Source organism: Acinetobacter sp. ANC 5054, from assembly GCF_002135295.1.
Classification (GTDB): Bacteria; Pseudomonadota; Gammaproteobacteria; order Pseudomonadales; family Moraxellaceae; genus Acinetobacter.
In genome coordinates, this window is sequence record NZ_NEGG01000001.1 from 235,422 (window position 1) to 250,277 (window position 14,856).

Annotated in this window: 18 protein-coding genes and 2 tRNA genes; 9 read left to right on the forward strand and 11 right to left on the reverse strand. The window is 41.4% G+C overall.

Annotation, left to right across the window (positions count from 1 at the left end):
• Positions 1–101: 101 nt before the first annotated feature.
• The 6 genes from B9T33_RS01175 to B9T33_RS01200 all read right to left on the reverse strand — a co-directional run bounded on the left by B9T33_RS01175 (position 102) and on the right by B9T33_RS01200 (position 3,134).
• The gene (locus tag B9T33_RS01175; protein ID WP_086177127.1) at positions 102–833 is read right to left on the reverse strand and encodes a class I SAM-dependent methyltransferase; all 732 of its coding nucleotides are present in this window, start codon (positions 831–833) and stop codon (positions 102–104) included.
• A gap of 104 nt (positions 834–937) precedes the next feature.
• On the reverse strand, positions 938–1,657 hold the full coding sequence (locus B9T33_RS01180; protein ID WP_086177128.1) for a hypothetical protein: 720 nt from the start codon (positions 1,655–1,657) through the stop codon (positions 938–940).
• The gene (locus B9T33_RS01185; protein WP_086177129.1) at positions 1,657–2,112 is read right to left on the reverse strand and encodes a hypothetical protein; all 456 of its coding nucleotides are present in this window, start codon (positions 2,110–2,112) and stop codon (positions 1,657–1,659) included. The genes B9T33_RS01180 and B9T33_RS01185 overlap by 1 nt, the downstream gene beginning before the upstream one ends.
• Positions 2,113–2,261: 149 nt before the next feature.
• Positions 2,262–2,337: transfer RNA gene (locus B9T33_RS01190), tRNA-Phe, on the reverse strand.
• Between the two features lie 137 nt (positions 2,338–2,474).
• Positions 2,475–2,550 (reverse strand) — tRNA-Phe (locus tag B9T33_RS01195).
• A gap of 194 nt (positions 2,551–2,744) precedes the next feature.
• Positions 2,745–3,134 carry a GNAT family N-acetyltransferase gene (locus B9T33_RS01200; protein ID WP_086177130.1) on the reverse strand — a complete coding sequence of 130 codons (390 nt, stop codon included), beginning with the start codon at positions 3,132–3,134 and terminating at the stop codon, positions 2,745–2,747.
• Between the two features lie 95 nt (positions 3,135–3,229).
• Between B9T33_RS01200 and hisB the strand changes: the two genes are divergently transcribed.
• The 5 genes from hisB to hisA all read left to right on the forward strand — a co-directional run bounded on the left by hisB (position 3,230) and on the right by hisA (position 6,784).
• Entirely contained in the window at positions 3,230–3,823 is a 594-nt protein-coding gene (gene hisB / locus B9T33_RS01205; protein WP_086177131.1) for an imidazoleglycerol-phosphate dehydratase HisB, read from the forward strand.
• On the forward strand, positions 3,823–4,440 hold the full coding sequence (gene hisH, locus B9T33_RS01210; RefSeq protein WP_086177132.1) for an imidazole glycerol phosphate synthase subunit HisH: 618 nt from the start codon (positions 3,823–3,825) through the stop codon (positions 4,438–4,440). The genes hisB and hisH overlap by 1 nt, the downstream gene beginning before the upstream one ends.
• Positions 4,441–4,628: 188 nt before the next feature.
• Complete coding sequence (locus tag B9T33_RS01215; protein WP_086177133.1) at positions 4,629–5,102, forward strand: DUF805 domain-containing protein; 474 nt, start codon at positions 4,629–4,631, stop codon at positions 5,100–5,102.
• 140 nt (positions 5,103–5,242) lie between these two features.
• Entirely contained in the window at positions 5,243–5,905 is a 663-nt protein-coding gene (locus B9T33_RS01220) for a 3'-5' exonuclease (protein ID WP_086177134.1), read from the forward strand.
• 147 nt (positions 5,906–6,052) lie between these two features.
• Positions 6,053–6,784 carry a 1-(5-phosphoribosyl)-5-[(5-phosphoribosylamino)methylideneamino]imidazole-4-carboxamide isomerase gene (hisA, locus tag B9T33_RS01225; RefSeq protein WP_086177135.1) on the forward strand — a complete coding sequence of 244 codons (732 nt, stop codon included), beginning with the start codon at positions 6,053–6,055 and terminating at the stop codon, positions 6,782–6,784.
• Between the two features lie 39 nt (positions 6,785–6,823).
• Here hisA and B9T33_RS01230 read toward each other — a convergent pair whose 3' ends face one another.
• Complete coding sequence (locus tag B9T33_RS01230; RefSeq protein ID WP_228145755.1) at positions 6,824–7,495, reverse strand: hypothetical protein; 672 nt, start codon at positions 7,493–7,495, stop codon at positions 6,824–6,826.
• Positions 7,496–7,823: 328 nt separating this feature from the next.
• Between B9T33_RS01230 and B9T33_RS01235 the strand changes: the two genes are divergently transcribed.
• Complete coding sequence (locus B9T33_RS01235) at positions 7,824–8,726, forward strand: DMT family transporter (RefSeq protein ID WP_086177136.1); 903 nt, start codon at positions 7,824–7,826, stop codon at positions 8,724–8,726.
• 53 nt (positions 8,727–8,779) lie between these two features.
• Here B9T33_RS01235 and B9T33_RS01240 read toward each other — a convergent pair whose 3' ends face one another.
• The 3 genes from B9T33_RS01240 to B9T33_RS01250 are packed head-to-tail and all read right to left on the reverse strand — an operon-like array spanning position 8,780 to position 10,820.
• Positions 8,780–9,175 (reverse strand): DUF4870 family protein, encoded by a 396-nt coding sequence (locus tag B9T33_RS01240; protein ID WP_086177137.1) that lies wholly within the window; start codon positions 9,173–9,175, stop codon positions 8,780–8,782.
• A gap of 40 nt (positions 9,176–9,215) precedes the next feature.
• On the reverse strand, positions 9,216–9,842 hold the full coding sequence (locus tag B9T33_RS01245) for a DUF1294 domain-containing protein (RefSeq protein WP_086177138.1): 627 nt from the start codon (positions 9,840–9,842) through the stop codon (positions 9,216–9,218).
• Positions 9,843–9,869: 27 nt separating this feature from the next.
• On the reverse strand, positions 9,870–10,820 hold the full coding sequence (locus tag B9T33_RS01250) for a homoserine kinase (protein WP_086177139.1): 951 nt from the start codon (positions 10,818–10,820) through the stop codon (positions 9,870–9,872).
• 110 nt (positions 10,821–10,930) lie between these two features.
• Here B9T33_RS01250 and hisF point away from each other — a divergent pair, with 110 nt between their 5' ends.
• Positions 10,931–11,692 (forward strand): imidazole glycerol phosphate synthase subunit HisF, encoded by a 762-nt coding sequence (gene hisF / locus B9T33_RS01255; protein WP_416202574.1) that lies wholly within the window; start codon positions 10,931–10,933, stop codon positions 11,690–11,692.
• 497 nt (positions 11,693–12,189) lie between these two features.
• On the opposite strand, the gene B9T33_RS01260 is transcribed toward hisF, so the two are convergent.
• Positions 12,190–12,810, reverse strand: coding sequence for a hypothetical protein (locus tag B9T33_RS01260; protein WP_086177141.1), 621 nt, complete (start codon positions 12,808–12,810; stop codon positions 12,190–12,192).
• Between the two features lie 112 nt (positions 12,811–12,922).
• Here B9T33_RS01260 and B9T33_RS01265 point away from each other — a divergent pair, with 112 nt between their 5' ends.
• Complete coding sequence (locus B9T33_RS01265) at positions 12,923–13,939, forward strand: AraC family transcriptional regulator (protein WP_086177142.1); 1,017 nt, start codon at positions 12,923–12,925, stop codon at positions 13,937–13,939.
• A gap of 160 nt (positions 13,940–14,099) precedes the next feature.
• Entirely contained in the window at positions 14,100–14,786 is a 687-nt protein-coding gene (aqpZ, locus tag B9T33_RS01270) for an aquaporin Z (protein ID WP_086177143.1), read from the forward strand.
• The last annotated feature ends 70 nt before the right edge of the window (positions 14,787–14,856 follow it).

A 14,856-nucleotide genomic window follows, 5' to 3' on the forward strand; every position in this document is an offset into this window, starting at 1 on the left:
TCAGCCCTATGTATATTTATGATCTTAGGCTTTAACGCGCCAATCTTATACAGCATTCGGCAGGAAAGCATCTGAATTTCATTTGAATTTAGATGCAAAGTTCAACGCCCAATTCTGAGCAACACCGGGAAATACAGATCAAAATGCTCTTGCTTATGCTGCTGAAAATATGCCGCTAAATCTGCTAATGGGTCTCGTTCAGGATGCTGCTTTTGATAATGTTTTAGACCCGACCACGTACTTAAATAATTCAAAATTTGCGCAGAAGTCCATGCATAGTCAAGGGTCATCGAAGGCACCGTCAATTCCTGAAACGGAAATGGAATGCTGCGGTATTCTTCATCCACATAATGACGCTCTGCGTCCCAATAGCCTTTTAAGGTGCCAAAATACAGTGCACCAATGAGATGATTTAATTCGGCATCTTTGGCTTGGATCAGCCCATAACCAACGATTGCTAAAATCCCTTCAGGTTTTAGTACTCGACGTACTTCTGCATAAAAGGCATCAAAATCAAACCAATGAATTGCCTGTGCCACTGTAATTAAATCTACTGAATGATCTGCAAGTGGACAATGTTCCGCACTGGCCTTTTCATAATGGACATTGTCTAAAGCAGGTGCTTGTGCCAACTGCTCTGCACTTAAATCAGTGGCTAAAATGTGCTGAAAATAGGGTGCCAAGCGCTTGGTAAATTGACCCGAACCCGCACCACAATCCCAAGCTTGCTCACGTGTCACCACATGTTGTAAAACGGCATCGACCAATTCAGCCGAATAGTCTGGACGTGCTTGCTGATACAGCGCGCTTCCTTCAGAAAATAGATCTTTCATTTTGAATGTTCGTTGCTTATTTTTACTCAGTCTAATGTAGTTTGTGCTACCTGAAACTACAACTTAGGTCAGAGAATAAGCTTTAAAATTTGGACTATCAGAATTTACTGAATGACGTTTTGAATATAAAAACTGGTTTGCGCAATCGGCTGAAGTTGATCATTCATTTGATAATACTTCACGTCATAATGCCCCGGTTTCCAGCCCGTATGCGGACTGAAACTCACCCAGTTCTGTTCACGATGAGCACTGATCCGTTGAGGCATAAAAAATAGTACTTCGCCCGTAGAACGATCACTCCACCGCACAAAAACCTGTTCATTATTCGGTGTTTTCCCTAATGTATCAAAGTGAGCAAACAACTGTTGTCCAGCATAAATATCTCGAGGTAATACATTTTCAACTGCATATTCTTGCTGTGCCATAACAGTGGCTCGCCCACTCATCGGCTCATTCGGATTATTTTTTGCATCAACATATTCACTAACAAGGTGTTTCGCAAATTCACGTTTATTTTTTATGCTCGATAAATCATAGTCAGGAAATGCTTGCTGTAAATATTGTTCCATCTGTTGTGGTGTCGCCTGATCAATGATTGCATTGACCTGAGTGATTTGATTTTTTAATTGTTGTTGTAATTCGATATTATTTTCAGCTTGCACAGGTACATTCTGCTGAAAATTTTGAATAAAGCTATTGCTCGTATGCTTGTTATCACTTTCGAGAACTATAGGATCAGATGCTTTATTGGATGGGGCTATAAGATAGCCCAATCCAAAACAAACAAGGCCAATCAGTATTGGCACAATGAATTTCATAGTCATTAATTACACGTTATCGTTTCAGTCACGTTATTACCAATCGTGATTTGCAAACTTCCGTTTGTAAATAATGCTCCATTTTTCACTTGTTCTTTTGTTAGATTACTACCAGACAATATTCGTAACCCTTCTGACGTACAGATTCCTGTCTGAATATCATTAGTTAGCTTTAATACACAACCACTTGTTGTCACTTTATGTGTATTTGCGACTGGCTGAGTACAGACAGTTGTAATCACATTAGTAGATGGCGTTTTTACATCGCATGCTGAACAATCTCGACTCGCACTGCCACAGGCATTGGCTGCTTTTTCACTGCGGCAAATGTATGTTTGCGAACCATAAGTAAATTCTTTTTCATAAGAGGAATTAAAACTGCTGCTACCTCCACCTCCACATGCGCTAAGAAGTGCACTCACAGCAACAGTTAAAGGCAATAATATTTTTGTCATGTTCATAAGTTTACCCTTTGTTTTTAATACTTTGTTTTTACCCAATGGGCAAATGATATGACAACAATTGTAGCAGTTAAATAGCTTAATTTATCAACATAACAAAACATCAGACGAAAAAAAACCTCAAACATTGTTTGAGGTTTTTTTGAATATGGTGGCGAGACCCAGGATCGAACTGGGGACACACGGATTTTCAATCCGTTGCTCTACCTACTGAGCTATCACGCCGATGCCGTGTATTAAGCCGTATCTCGAATGATTAGTCAATCATATTTATCAAAATATTTTTTGCATGCATATTTTTTAGACAAAAAAAATCCCTGATGGGATCAGGGATTGATAAACTGAATAATCAGTTTTGAATATGGTGGCGAGACCCAGGATCGAACTGGGGACACACGGATTTTCAATCCGTTGCTCTACCTACTGAGCTATCACGCCGATGGGGCGTATTAAACAATTTAAGCTGTATGACGTCAAGTGGGACTTACGCTTTTTTGTTTAAATGTATACTTTTAAAGCGATATTTCACATTAATTGCTTATTTTTGCTGCAAACTCAATAAATTAAGCATTTTCCAACATTGCCCGGCATAAAAAAGGCAGCATGAAAGCTGCCTAAAATCTTATACAAGCTTATTCAGCAGCAGGAATTTTTCCAATGTGCGCTAAACAACGGTGAATTGCACCACAACCCGGCTCGAAGGTTTTTACACCTTTTTCTTCTTCCATACGTGTCGCTTCACTCACTAGACGTTCTGCAACACCACGGCCACGGTTAGCTGGATGCACTACGATATATTCCAAAGTTTTACTTTCCCCTTGGCCGCTACACCAAATGGCGCCAATCAATTTTGTATTAAATTCTGCGGTATAAACTAAGGTATACTGAGCAAGGTTTTGCTCTAGTTGTTCAATGGCATCTGAACCGTCGCTAAATTCTGGGCTCGTGTCATACAGTCGCTCAAGCTGGCTGCGCACTTCATCATTTTCTAAAGAAGTATAGGCATGTACGGTAATAGGCATTGATAAACCCTCCTGAGCAATCTAATATGCGGTGACTTCGTCACGGCGAAAATATTTTTACATCAATCATTTTGACGTATTTGAGGAACGTGTCTATGACAGATCGTATCAGTGAAGTGGTAAGAAACACCAACGAAACCAAAATCCGAGTTCGTGTGAATCTTGATGGTACTGGTCAAGGCACTTTAAACACTGGTGTTCCATTTTTAGATCATATGATTGATCAAATCAAGCGACATGGTCTGTTTGATATTGATATCCACTGTGATGGCGATCTTGAAATTGACGACCATCATACCGTAGAAGATTGCGGGATTACACTCGGACAGGCGTTTGCACAAGCACTTGGCAATAAAAAAGGCCTAAAACGCTATGGTCACTTCTATGCACCGTTAGATGAAGCATTGAGCCGTGTCGTGGTGGATTTATCTGGTCGTCCGGGTCTTTGGATGGATATTCCTTTTACTCGTGCCCGCATTGGTACATTTGATGTGGATCTATTCTCTGAATTTTTCCAAGGTTTTGTGAACCATGCGTTAATGACGCTACACATCGACAACCTCAAAGGTAAAAACAGCCATCACCAAATTGAAAGCGTATTTAAAGCCTTTGCACGTGCCCTACGTATGGCATGTGAAGTTGATCCACGTGCAGAAAATACTGTCGCTTCAACCAAAGGAACATTGTAATGACCCGTATTGCCCTTCTTGACTATGGCATGGGAAATCTTCACTCAGCTGCTAAAGCCCTCGAACATGTCGGTGCAACGGTTGATGTGACCAATGATCCAAAGTTGATTGCTCAGGCAGATAAAATTGTATTTCCGGGTGTAGGTGCAATGCGTGACTGCATGCAAGGCATGCATGAAGCAGGTATTGATGAAGTCGTTCGCAATGCTGCATTTAACAAACCTGTTTTGGCTATTTGTGTTGGCATGCAAGCATTAATGCAACATTCAGAAGAAAATGGCGGTGCAGATGCACTGGGTATTTTTGAAGGTGTCGTAAAGCGTTTCCCTGATGTAGACGGTTTAAAAGTCCCCCACATGGGTTGGAATCAAGTGCATCAGGCAGATCCAAGCCACCCGATGTGGAAAAACATTGAGCAAGATGCGCGTTTCTACTTTGTGCATAGCTTCTATGTTGAACCAAAAGATCCAAGCATTGTCGCTGCAACATGTGACTACGGTTTGGAGTTCTGTACTACGATTCATAAAGAAAACTTGTTTGCAACGCAATTCCATCCAGAAAAAAGTCATACTGCAGGCCTACAGTTACTGAAAAACTTTGTGGAATGGGATATCTAAAGCCCAACGCATTGTTTTATTAAAAAGCTCACTTCGGTGGGCTTTTTTTTATGCAAGCACTTTATAATACGCGCGATTTTTATGTCGAAGGTTTGGCATGAACATCAGGTTGTAATGAATGCCATTTGTCATACAACCTTAAATGAGAAATAACGATTGATATAACGATAATTTTGAGAAGTTTAAATATGAATAATACAACGCAGATTGATTCTGGATGGAATCGCGACGGTCGATTTAACCGCATGTCTTTTGTAGGTTGGAATGTGTTTTACGGCTTAATGATGACAATTTTGATGCTCATGCTTTTGATCATGATGCCAAATACCTTCAATGCAATCATAGAAAATGCTGAATCCCCAACAACGCAAGTTGTTTTATTTATCATCAACATCATCATATTAATTCCAGCGCTGATCTTTTCTGTACGTCGCTTACATGATTTTAATGTGTCAGGTTGGTTTGCACTATTAGAGCTTATTCCACTTTTGAATATCCTCATGTTCCTTGCCTTGATGTTGATACCCAGCTCCGAAACAAGTAATAAATATGGTGAACCACGTGCATCAAAAACATGGGAAGTGGTGTTGGCCTTTCTCTTTTTCGGTCTCTTATTATTGATCTTGGTCAATCTACTCTTTGCCGCACGTTATATTTTCTAAATCCTTTCATGTTACATGCCATAGCAGCATGCGATAGCATATATATCTTCAAATGAGTTTATACCCTCACCCAATACCGTATTTGCAATTTTCATGCAAAATCTCTAGGCTGCAACGACCTGCCTAAAAATTGAATCCCAATGACTGATGCCCTTTTGACACAAATTTTGCCGACAAAAGAACAGATTAAAAGCTTTCCACTGTTTCAAAATTTAAGTGCTGAGCATATCCATGTCATTTATAAGCTTGAGCAATGCCTGCACTGGGAACCCGTATTAAGTAGCGCTGCAATATTAGGTTTTGATACCGAATCTAAGCCGACGTTTCGCAAAGGTGAAATTGCCACTGGCCCACACCTCATTCAACTTTCAACGGCAGAGCAAGCTTGGCTGTTTCAAATGAATGCGGAGACTTGGTCATTTTTAACGCCCATTTTAAGCAATCGTGAACAAATCAAAGTTGGTTTTGGACTCAAAAATGATGCGCATCTTTTTCGTAAACACGGCATTGAACTGGGTAGCGTATTAGAACTGGCAAAATGCTTTTCTTCTTTTGGTTTGACCCAGCCCGTGGGCTTAAAAAATGCCATGGCGCTTTTATTTCAAGTCAATTTTCCCAAATCAAGAAGTGTCAGCACCTCAAATTGGTCGCATAAGCGCTTATCACCTGATCAAATTCGTTATGCAGCCGCTGACGCCTATGCACCTGTCTTGGTATTTGAAGAATTACTGCAACGTGGTCTTTTACCTAAAACCATTCCCAACACATCCTTGAAATTACGGATTAGACCGAATAAAAACTAAAGGGATTCGCCTACACCCAGCAAATTCATAATGCCTTTGACATTTAAAACTGTGCATTTTTTAGTTTTAACATTTAGTGAATAGCGGTTTATTTGTTAAGATTGGGAACAAATTTATTCTTAATTTGATTGAGCAAGGAGCGAAAGCATGCTGATCATCCCTGCAATTGACCTGAAAGATGGCAAATGTGTCCGTTTAAAACAAGGTCGTATGGAAGACGATACCGTATTTTCTGACGATCCAGTGGCAACTGCACAGCATTGGGTAAATGAAGGCGCGCGTCGCTTACATTTGGTGGACTTAAACGGTGCTTTCGCTGGTACACCGATTCATAAACCTGTGGTTGAAGCCATTGCTAAAGCACAGCCTGAATTGCCAATTCAAATTGGTGGCGGTATCCGTTCACTTGAAACCATCGAGCATTATTTAGATGCTGGCGTTACATTTGTGATTATCGGGACCAAAGCCGTTCAAAACCCTGAGTTTGTTGAAGAAGCGTGCAAAAAATTTGCAGGTCACATCATTGTCGGTATCGATGCCATGAATGGCATGGTAGCAACAGATGGTTGGGCAAATGTCACTGATGTCAAAGCCACTGATTTAGCAAAACGCTTTGCAGATGCTGGCGTATCGAGCATTGTCTATACTGACATTGCGCGTGATGGCATGATGCAAGGGGTAAACGTTGAGCAAACGGTTAACCTTGCTCAGTATTCAGGTTTACCAGTCATCGCTTCTGGCGGTGTCACCAATCTTGACGACGTACGTAACTTAAAAGGTCAACCGGGCATTTTAGGTGCGATTACTGGTCGTGCAATTTATGAAGGCACTTTAAGCCTTCGTGAAGCGCAATTGCTGCTTGATCAACAAAGCTTGTAATTGATGCGATAAAAAAAGAGGCCGAACTGGCCTCTTTTTTTATGCTGCTTTTTTCTTCATCTCTTTTAAAGCTTTATCAATTTGCTTGAAAATAGGTTTATGCAATTGACGTGAATACGCTGTGCCGATATTCCATTTCTTTTGCAAATCTACACGAATCTGATGAGCCAACTCCGCATTATCGGTTTGTATTGCCCAGAACGCATATTCAGATAATTTGTCGATATCTTGAGATTTTGTCGCAAGGATAAAATTTTTCTGCGCACTTTCTTGTTGATTGAGCTGATGATGTGCCAAAGCTCGAATTAAGGCAATTTGTTCAATTTTATAGTTCGGATCTATTGCTGTGATTTTATCGGTGATAGTTAAAGCATTCTGTGCTTGTTGATCTTGCAAATAAGCTGTCGCAAGCTGTTCAAGATAAGCCGTATCATTTTCAACCAAACTACTGTACTTCTGCTTTAAGATATCAATAGCCTCTGCTGTTTTACCTGCCTGAGTGAGATACTCTGCGTATCTCACCGCATTATCAATGCTCGGGATATTTTCATACTGTATTTTGGCTTGATTGATGGCACGATTGGGTTGCAAAACATGCAGCGCTTTTTTACTTAGTATATTGGCTTGATGCGACATGCGTGATTGAGGCAAATACACCGCAATGAAATACGCTACACTGCCTAAAAATGGGAAAACAAATAAAATCCACAACCAAAAAAATGGCTGCCCATTGCGAATGGCATGAATTGCAAAACAAACAGCAATCAGTACGTGTATTCCAAGGCCAAAAATAGAAAAATATTGAAAATACTAAGCTAAATCATCCATTACTAACCTCTTGAAGCTATTCTTATAATCATCTTTTAATGTGCAAAGATTATACGTTATTGAATAATTCGAGCATACAAAGACTGCTCAAATATTTTTATGTTTCATCTAGTAATAAACAGATCTGCTAACAGCCCTACATCGTCTCAGTTCAGCAGCTCGACTTATTAAAATGCTAATATTGCAATCTCTCCCAAACTTCCTGCTGTACATGCCCCAATCCGTCCCCACACTCAAAAGTAAAACACCTCAACTCGCCTTAATCCTCATCACCATGCTTTGGGGCGCCAGTTTCATTACCGTGCAATACGGACTCAATTTTAGTAGTCCAGTCTTATTTGTCGGTTTACGCTTTGCCGCAGCCACTCTTGCCGTTAGTTTGTTGTCGCTGAAGTACCTGCGGCATTTTTCCAAACAAGATTTAATCGCAGGTGCAGCGATTGGCGCCGTAATTGCGACTGGCTATGCCACACAAACCGTGGGCCTGCAAAGTATCAGCAGCAGTGAATCCGCGTTTTTAACCGCGCTATATGTACCCTTGGTGCCTTTCTTTATGTGGCTGTGCTTTAAACATAAGCCGCATTTGATGACATGGTTCGGAGTCAGCTTGGCTTTTGTGGGATTGGTTTTTTTAACAGGGAATGGCTTCGGTGCAATACAGTTGAATTTTGGTCAAATCATTACCCTACTCGGTTCCATTGCCATTGCCTTTGAAATTATTCTGATCAGTTATTTTGCACCACGAGTGAATTTACGCCGTGTGACAGTCTTGCAACTGGCCTTTGCATCGTTGTTTTGTTTCTGCTTTGCACCCTTACTCGGTGAAACAACCTTGCCTGTATTTGAATGGCAATTGATTGCAGTGTTGTGCGGATTGGGTTTAGCCAGCGCTGTAATTCAACTGGTCATGAACTGGGCGCAGCGCATGGTTGATCCCTCACAAGCTGCCATCATTTATGCAGGTGAACCTGTATGGGCGGCCATGATTGGTCGTATCGCGGGCGAGCGTTTATCTCCGCTCGCGCTGATCGGTGGATTATGCGTAGTGATGGGGGTGATCGTGAGTGAGTGGCGACCGAAGTGGTTAAAGAAAAAAACCGTGCCTAGTGATTAATTACGCCTAGCAAAAAATGTAGACATTAAAAAAGCAGCCTCGGCTGCTTTTTCTTATTCATCATACATCGGTCGATTATCATTGACACGAATCAGACCTTTAATGGCACGATAGACAATCCACAGCCAAGACAAACCAATCACAGCAACACAGAATGCACTTGCCCCAAAAGCTACACTTGCAAAGGCATTGGGATTATTTCCAGTAAAAAATAAAAAAATAAAGGGAACAAAAGCGATGACGTTCCAAATCAGATACCACCAAAACGTGCGGATTTGCCATGTAAAATGGCTTTCAAAAATGGAACCACGCACATCACTACGTTTTACATAGTTAATGATTAAAGCCAAAATCGCCAATAATCCAGCGGAAAAAATCGCCACAATATAAAGTACATACAAAATTATGGTGAGTAAGCGGTTTGGATCTTTATCAATTGAATCGTTCATTGCACTCCCCGTCACGATGATGTTGACTGAAAATTTATCACTAAATCTTTAAAAAATTGAACGGCGAAATCAGCCATAAAATCAGTAATATGTTAAAGACTATGGTACAGAAATATATCTTTCGAAAGGGTTGTTTTTGTGTTTTATGGCGTAGGCGTTGTTGCGCCAACCATGCCGCTGGCCAGCCACCGAGAAAAGCTAAAATGTGCAGCGTATTTTCTGGCACCCGACGGTTACCAAGCTGCGCCGCTTCTTTGTCTTGGGCATAGAACCAATAGCTCAAGACATTCATAATGCTGATAAACAACAGCACCATGCCACTCAGTAAACCCGCCACAGACAAGCCTACTAGGGCAAGGATAAAAACAATACACACGATTTGCATCGGCTGAGCTTTATGCGGCATCTGTACAATATTTTTTTTCACCGGGCGACGACTCGGTTGAGTTTGTGACGCCTTCAAATAGTGGACTTGCTGCGCACGAAAGCGTCCGCGTTCGTCTAAGATCACAGCATAATCCAACGCGCAGCCCACGATTGGTCGTGGGCCGGGACGGGAAAAGTCTTTAATGTGCAAAAATACGCGATCTTTGGTGCTATCGTTCGGTTGAATGAAGCCGTAGCCCTTATCATCAAACCATTCTACTAAGCGTCCTTGATCACGCATGCTTTTCCCTCTCGTTGTTTTTAAAATTTATGCAGTGACGAATTTTAATCGTTCAATCAGCATATTACGCATTTCAGCAGGGTTTTTCTGCAAAATATCATCACCTGTACGACCTTCTGCAGCATTTTTCTGTGCCACCTGTAAACGCATCATCCAGAAACGACCCGCCGCCATCGCCAAATATAACTCTAGGCATGATTTTTCATCTGCGGTTAATGGGCGCACGCTTTCATAGGCATTTAAAAAGGCAATGGCTTTGTCTTCATTCAAATGTACATCCGGATATTCAGTACAAAAGTCATTTAAAGTAATAGCAATATCAAACAAAAGTTCGTCGTTGTTTAACTCATAAAAGTCTAAAATGCCATTGAGTTGATCGCCTTCAAATAGAGTATTGTCACGGAACAGATCAGAATGAATAAAACCGCTAGGACGGTCTGGATACATCGCTGTTAAGATGTCATATAAGCCCAATAGATTATTAAGCAGCATGGTATCTGCTTCATTTAATGTTGGACGAATATCGCGTGAAACTTGTAACCAATAAGCATGATCACGATATTCTGCACGTTCCAAAGGGAAGTCTTGTAAAGCCACATGCATTTTCGCTTGGGCAACAGCAATCGCCTCTGCTTGTGCTAAATTCGCTGGCATCGGATGTTGACCTTGCATGCGTGGCGCAATCTGAGCAGGTTTATCCTTTAAGCTATGGATCGCTTTGCCTGAATGATTCAGCGGTACAGGCACAGCTAGACCAGCCTGCCCCAAGTGTTCGAGTACAGGCACCAATTCCCCTGCACCTTGCTCGTCCATCTCTTCAAAAACGGTTAATACATACTGCGTGCCATTTTCGCAAACAATAAAATAGTTGGTATTTTGAATACCGCCTTGAATCGGAATCAGGTCAATCACCTCCAGTCCATAAGGTGCTGCAAAATCCTGAACTTCCTTTAAAGTCAAAGTGGTATAAACCGACATAGAAAACCTGCGAAAAAACTTACATATTTTTGATAGAATAACCGCTCCGACTACTAAGGTGTAGCATCTAAGTCGCGAAGTTTCATAATCGGCTGTTATTTTTGGAAAAAATTATGCTTGCTAAACGTATTATTCCTTGCCTCGACGTGGACAACGGTCGTGTAGTGAAAGGTGTTCAATTTCTTGATATTCGTGATGCAGGCGATCCAGTTGAAGTTGCACGCCGTTATAACGAACAAGGTGCGGACGAAATTACCTTCTTAGACATTACCGCAACCTCAAATGGTCGTGATACCACTTACCGTACGGTAGAGCGTATGGCTGAGTCTGTATTTGTGCCATTAACAGTCGGTGGTGGCGTGCGTAAAGTAGAAGATATCCGCCTGTTATTAAATGCTGGTGCGGACAAAGTTTCGATTAACTCTGCTGCCATCTATAACCCTGAATTTGTACAAGAAGCCTCTCAGCGTTTTGGCGCACAGTGTATTGTGGTTGCTATTGATGCGAAAAAAACCGGCGATAATAAATGGGAAATTTTCACCCACGGTGGTCGTAAAGAAACCGGCATCGATGCCATCGAATGGGCAGTAAAAATGGCGGACTTCGGTGCAGGTGAATTACTTATCACCTCGATGGATGCCGATGGAACCAAAGCCGGTTATGACATTGAACTGATGCGTAATATCAATGACCGTGTGACCATCCCAACCATTGCTTCTGGTGGTGTCGGTAATCTCCAACATTTGGCCGATGGTATTTTAAAAGGTGGCGCAGATGCGGTGCTTGCAGCCTCTATTTTCCACTTTGGTCAACACACCATTCCTGAAGCGAAAAAATACCTCGCAGATCAAGGTATTGAAATGCGTCTGTAATTGACAGCTGCATTCAAAATTAATTTAAAAGAGCGCTTCGGCGCTCTTTTTTTAATTTTGGCCTATTGGCTTAAGCATTCAACATCAAGTTGCAAACACAAGGCATGGTGTTCATGCTGATGATTTGCGCTTATCTGTAAGCCTATCTCTTTGGGCGAGATCAATATCGTAAAAGACGCTATCAAAAAGCACTGGGTTCACAGCAGTTCAGCAAAAATCGTCATCCTAGACTGAGCCCACAAAATTTAGATAAAAAAAAGGAGCCTCAAGGACTCCCTATAAACCAAGAAATAACTACAGCACTTGGTATTCATTGAAAAAAATATACATAGCAACTTCATCATCCAACTCGTCGTGTACAAGTCTTTTGATGATTTAAATATAAGTGTTTTCGTTGGTTATTTATTGACAGTTTATTCATAATTTATTGACAAATTGCGACAAGCCAATCATCACTATTTGATGTGTTTCACAAAGCTGAGTCACATTCCCAGACCCTATACCGTTTCAACCTGAGCAACCTGCTTCATTTCTTTGCCTACCCATTTTGCAGGAAAGTAACGATTGACCAGTTGTGACAATGACTTTGAAATAGGTGCGGGTAATGCAATTCCTAAAGGGTTTTGCTCTTGTAGGTCCGCAGATGAAATCACCCGTGTCCCTAAAATATAATCAAACCAAGGCTTGGTCACGCACCAATTGGCATCTTGATTGGAATTCATATGATGGTCATAGTGCCACGGAATTTTCTTCATTGCCCATGCAGGTTCGAGATGTGCCCGACGGTGCGTATAATAATAATTTCCCGCACAGTACAGTACCGACAAACTCATCCCTTTAGAAATGGGATAAAACAGCGGTACAAATACGCCTGCGACTGCGACCAACGACAAGATCTCATTCTTGGTTCGCCAGTTTTGAATACCTTCAACATAACCATGATCATGGAAGTCCGTCTTTCGCACTTCTCTGTGATGTTCCCAGTGTGACTTCATGCTGTCAGGCACGGGGCTAAAGCGTGGCTGACCTGTGCGATGTGTGCCATGTAATACATATTTATGTGCGAGCCATTCGAATCCATTTGCGACCACGAGACCTGCAATAAAACCTTTCCACATATGTCATACCTCCTTTTCTTCCTCAAACTATAAAGAACGAAAAAGGCTAGATATTGACCTTTTTTTTTAATATTATTGACAAAACACGACAATACCCAAGAATTAGAACAAGATGCAGCAGCTCAAAGATTACACTGGCTCGGTCTATGGTGGACTGGGACATTTACTCTACGCTTATCACCAAAGTGAAGGTTTAAATATTTCCGAAAAACTGAATAAAGTTCAAAACTTAGAACGTTTTGACTATGTGGTTTGGCGTGATTTATTAATGGATTTAGATCAACAATTACAAAAACCTGCACTGGGTTTAGAGATTGCTGAACATGTCCAACCCAAGCATATTGGGATTATTGCCTACATCGCCTTATCATGTGAAAACTTAGGTGAAGCGTTAATGCGTTATCATGACTTTCACCGATTAATCTTTGATGGCAGCCCCTTACTGATTGAAATGCAAAATGATTTTTTTTCGATCGGCTGGAAAGATTTGCCCATGAATATGGCGAATCAGCTGACCGATGAAATTGCGATTGCCATAATGTTGCAATTTCTCAAACTGTTTATGCGCTTTGAAGATATCAATTTGCATGAAGTGCATTTTCATAATCCAGCACCGAAAAATGTCGCGCAATATGAACAGTATTTCCGCTGTAAAGTGCGTTTTTCGCAGGAAAAATCCAAAGTCATTGTACCGATTCAAGAATTATCCCGCCCTTTTTCACAAGGTGATCAAACCTTACAAAAGTTGTTAATGCAGCAAGCCCAATCATTATTGGAAAAACTGCCGAATACCACCCAAATAGACCAACGCCTACAGCAAGCCATTTTAATGGGCTTACAGAAAAATTTATTTCAAATTGAACATATTGCTACCCAACTCAATCTCTCGGTCCGTCAGTTACAACGGCACTTACAACAACAAGGGACCACCTATCAACAGCGTATGCAAGAAGTCCGTTGCATGATGGCGGAAGAGTTCTTAAGAGATCCGCATTTAAGCCTGCAAGAGATTGCGCTGTTACTGGGCTATTCAGAACAAAGTGCCTTTCAACGGGCCTTCAAGCAATGGCGCAACATCACGCCACAACAATCACGACAAATGCATATTGCTCAAATGCAATCAATTTGAGCATTTTTTGATTTCAGATTGTGATTTGTCACAAAATCTGTTTAATCTATAGTCAAATTCATCAGATCAAATACAAATAAGATCAATGAGCACATTCAAGTGAATTTGAATTGAATGATGACACTTTATGCACAATGAAAAAAAACAACTGGAGTCATGCATGAATAAATATTTAGCAGAGTTAATCGGTACGTTTTGGTTAGTCTTTGGTGGCTGTGGTAGTGCCGTCTTGGCTGCGGCATTCCCTGAATTAGGTATTGGCTTTGCAGGTGTTGCTCTAGCTTTCGGTTTAACCGTCCTTACAGGCGCGTATGCACTGGGGCATATCTCAGGTGGACATTTTAACCCAGCGGTGAGTATTGGCTTATGGGCAGGTGGTCGCTTTGAAGCCAAAGAACTTGCTCCTTACATTATTTCACAGCTGATCGGTGCAACATTGGCTGCATTCATTCTCTACATCATTGTACAAGGCCAAGCCGGCTTTACGGGTGTCGGTGGCTTTGCAACCAATGGTTTTGGCGAATTGTCTCCAGGTAAATATTCGATGATGTCAGCATTGATCATTGAAATTGTCCTGACCGCGATGTTCCTGATTGTGATTATGGGTGCGACAGACAAGCGTGCGCCTGCTGGATTCGCTCCAATTGCCATAGGTTTGGCGTTGACCCTGATCCATTTAATCAGTATTCCAGTGACCAATACTTCAGTGAACCCTGCACGTAGTATGGGTGTCGCATTCTTTGCAGAAACAGCTGCATTATCTCAAGTCTGGTTATTCTGGGTTGCCCCAATTATTGGTGCAGTCATTGGCGCAGTGATTTACAAAATCATGGCGAAAGAAGCATAGGATTTGATAGGTATGATAAAAAAAGCTCACTTCGGTGAGCTTTTTTGTTCCATGTGGAACATTTTTTAAG

Coding starts and splice junctions, on each gene's coding strand:
- B9T33_RS01175 (WP_086177127.1), bottom strand. CDS start 833: ATGAAAGATCTATTTTCTGAAGGAAGCGCGCTGTATCAGCAAGCACGT.
- B9T33_RS01180 (WP_086177128.1), bottom strand. CDS start 1,657: ATGACTATGAAATTCATTGTGCCAATACTGATTGGCCTTGTTTGTTTT.
- B9T33_RS01185 (WP_086177129.1), bottom strand. CDS start 2,112: ATGAACATGACAAAAATATTATTGCCTTTAACTGTTGCTGTGAGTGCA.
- B9T33_RS01200 (WP_086177130.1), bottom strand. CDS start 3,134: ATGCCTATTACCGTACATGCCTATACTTCTTTAGAAAATGATGAAGTG.
- hisB (WP_086177131.1), top strand. CDS start 3,230: ATGACAGATCGTATCAGTGAAGTGGTAAGAAACACCAACGAAACCAAA.
- hisH (WP_086177132.1), top strand. CDS start 3,823: ATGACCCGTATTGCCCTTCTTGACTATGGCATGGGAAATCTTCACTCA.
- B9T33_RS01215 (WP_086177133.1), top strand. CDS start 4,629: ATGAATAATACAACGCAGATTGATTCTGGATGGAATCGCGACGGTCGA.
- B9T33_RS01220 (WP_086177134.1), top strand. CDS start 5,243: ATGACTGATGCCCTTTTGACACAAATTTTGCCGACAAAAGAACAGATT.
- hisA (WP_086177135.1), top strand. CDS start 6,053: ATGCTGATCATCCCTGCAATTGACCTGAAAGATGGCAAATGTGTCCGT.
- B9T33_RS01235 (WP_086177136.1), top strand. CDS start 7,824: ATGCCCCAATCCGTCCCCACACTCAAAAGTAAAACACCTCAACTCGCC.
- B9T33_RS01240 (WP_086177137.1), bottom strand. CDS start 9,175: ATGAACGATTCAATTGATAAAGATCCAAACCGCTTACTCACCATAATT.
- B9T33_RS01245 (WP_086177138.1), bottom strand. CDS start 9,842: ATGCGTGATCAAGGACGCTTAGTAGAATGGTTTGATGATAAGGGCTAC.
- B9T33_RS01250 (WP_086177139.1), bottom strand. CDS start 10,820: ATGTCGGTTTATACCACTTTGACTTTAAAGGAAGTTCAGGATTTTGCA.
- B9T33_RS01260 (WP_086177141.1), bottom strand. CDS start 12,810: ATGTGGAAAGGTTTTATTGCAGGTCTCGTGGTCGCAAATGGATTCGAA.
- B9T33_RS01265 (WP_086177142.1), top strand. CDS start 12,923: ATGCAGCAGCTCAAAGATTACACTGGCTCGGTCTATGGTGGACTGGGA.
- aqpZ (WP_086177143.1), top strand. CDS start 14,100: ATGAATAAATATTTAGCAGAGTTAATCGGTACGTTTTGGTTAGTCTTT.